This is a genomic window from bacterium (assembly GCA_021372775.1).
In the GTDB taxonomy this organism is placed as follows: Bacteria; Acidobacteriota; Polarisedimenticolia; order J045; family J045; genus JAJFTU01.
This window is the reverse complement of the sequence record JAJFTU010000256.1, coordinates 1-1895: the sequence shown is the minus strand read 5'-3', so window position 1 is coordinate 1895 and position 1895 is coordinate 1. Positions and strand designations below refer to the sequence as shown.

Below are 1895 nucleotides of genomic sequence, written 5' to 3'. Positions count from 1 at the left end.
GGCCAGGGATACGGTGTTCGTCTATGTCGAGGCCGCGGAGTCTCGTTGGAACCTGTTCCACTCCAGGAAACTCGTCCTGTTCTGCGTCAGCTACCCAGAGTTCGTGAGTGTCAGATGGATGTCGGACGACAAGTTGGTGGTGCGATTCGCGGCGATGGGGCCCGTTGCCCGGAAAGACACAGCCGCAGATGGCGTGTCGATTGCGTTCGAAGCGGTCACGAGAAAGGAGATGGAACGATCTCCCGCGGCGTGAGCGGCAGTGAATAGGACGGTGCAGGGCAGTCCTTCTCGCGCTCCACGGGTGCAGGGAACTATGACCTCTCGGCGAGCGCGCGCGGCGAGAGGACGCTTGGCGCAACGCGAATCCTCGGCGACGTCCGATGCGGAGCGCGGGCCTTCTGGACGACGCTGTGCAGAAGGACGCGGTCGCGGGTGGATTCGGCGCGCCCGACGACGATGGGAGGCGGCATGAACTTCGGCGCTGCAACGTCGGCGGCTCGAGGCCGGGTGCGCGTTGGGCTCTTTCTCCTCTGCGCGAGCTTCGCGGTCTCCTACCTCTGGCTTCCGTTCGAACTGCTGTCCGCGGGGCCCGAGTATGGCCGCCGCTTCCGCTTCGTCGCGCTGTCGTGGGTGCTGACGGGCCTCCTTTGGTTCGTCGGGGCCATGCTGCTGCGCGGCGCCGGCCGACTGGCCGCCGCGCCGCAGGGCAACGAGGCGCGGCGGCTCGACGTCGCTTCGGCGACGCTCGCCGCGGCCGCGCTGGGCTACTTCGCCCTCGGGCTGCTTGCGCAACGGTCCGGACGGGACTCGACGGCGGAGACGACGTTCGCCCCGCTCGGCGGCGTCGTCTTTGCGCTCGTCGCCGCGGCGGTCGTCGGCACTCTCTTTTGGTGGCTCCGGACGGCGGAAACGGCGCTCGCCGCTGCGCGGGCGCCGCGCGGCGTCTACTTCGCCGCCGTCGCGTGCGCGGGAGGGTCCATCCTCTGCCGGGCGATCGACTCGTTCTCGCCGGCAAGCATGGCGCCGGCCCAGACGTTGCTCCTCGCGCCGCTGGGGTGGACGACGGCCCTTGGCTGCGTCGCCGCGCTCGCGCTGCGAATGACGATTTGTGCTCCCGCGCTCGCCCGCGCGGCGGAGCGGGACGGCGACAAGACGCTCTCGGGCGCGGCAACGGAGGAATGGGAAGAGATCGGCGAGGCCGCTCCGCGGCGCAAGCCGTTCGCCGCCCGCTTGCTGGAATTCGTCGTCGGGTTCTTCGGATTCCAGATCGGCGTGGCGTTCGTCTTCTCGCTCGTGCTGCCCCTCGGCGACTTCGCGGCGCAGACGTCGCCGTTTCTCGCCCTCGCCGGCCTGCTCGCGGCCTTCATCCTTTTGCTGCGCGCGAAACGAACCGCGGCGGCCTTGGGCGGGCTCGCGGCGTTGGTGATCGCGCCGATGCTGCTGTTCGGCTTCTGCCTCGCGCTCTTCAGGTGACGGAGCGAACGACGCGCGGCACTTCGTCCGGCGCGTCCCGCGGATCGTCGGACGGAATCGCGGTGCGCTAGCCGCGCGCCAGCAGGCGCAGGCGGTCGAGCGCCGCGGGGCGGCCGAGGACGATCAGCGTTTCGCCGGCGACGAGCGTCGCGTCCGGGGAGGGGTTGAAGAGCTTCGTGCCCTCGCTCGTGACGATGACCGCGACGATGATGTCGAGGTCGCGCCGGATCGGGCTTTCGCGCAGCGTCTGGCCGGCGAGCGGCGACCCCTCGGCGATCGCCACCTCCTCCACGTTGACCTCCAGCTCGCGCGCGAAGAGGTCCTCCATGAAGTCGCTGAGCTGCGGGCGCAGGACGATGTGGGCCATCATCTGGCCGCCCCGCTCGTAGGGGTTGAGCACCCGCTGCGCGCCGGCGGCGATC

The 1895-nt window shown here is 70.2% G+C and carries 3 protein-coding genes; 2 read left to right on the top strand and 1 reads right to left on the bottom strand.

The window, feature by feature from the left end:
• Together LLG88_09155 and LLG88_09150 are read left to right on the top strand one after the other, a co-directional pair.
• Positions 1–253: hypothetical protein (locus tag LLG88_09155; protein ID MCE5247068.1), on the top strand; the 253-nt coding region annotated here is incomplete at its 5' end.
• A 215-nt stretch (positions 254–468) separates the two neighbouring features.
• Positions 469–1473 carry a hypothetical protein gene (locus LLG88_09150; protein ID MCE5247067.1) on the top strand — a complete coding sequence of 335 codons (1005 nt, stop codon included), beginning with the start codon at positions 469–471 and terminating at the stop codon, positions 1471–1473.
• A gap of 67 nt (positions 1474–1540) precedes the next feature.
• Here the strand turns inward: LLG88_09150 and LLG88_09145 are convergent.
• The coding region (locus LLG88_09145) for a potassium channel protein (GenBank protein ID MCE5247066.1) at positions 1541–1895 on the bottom strand (355 nt) is incomplete at its 5' end.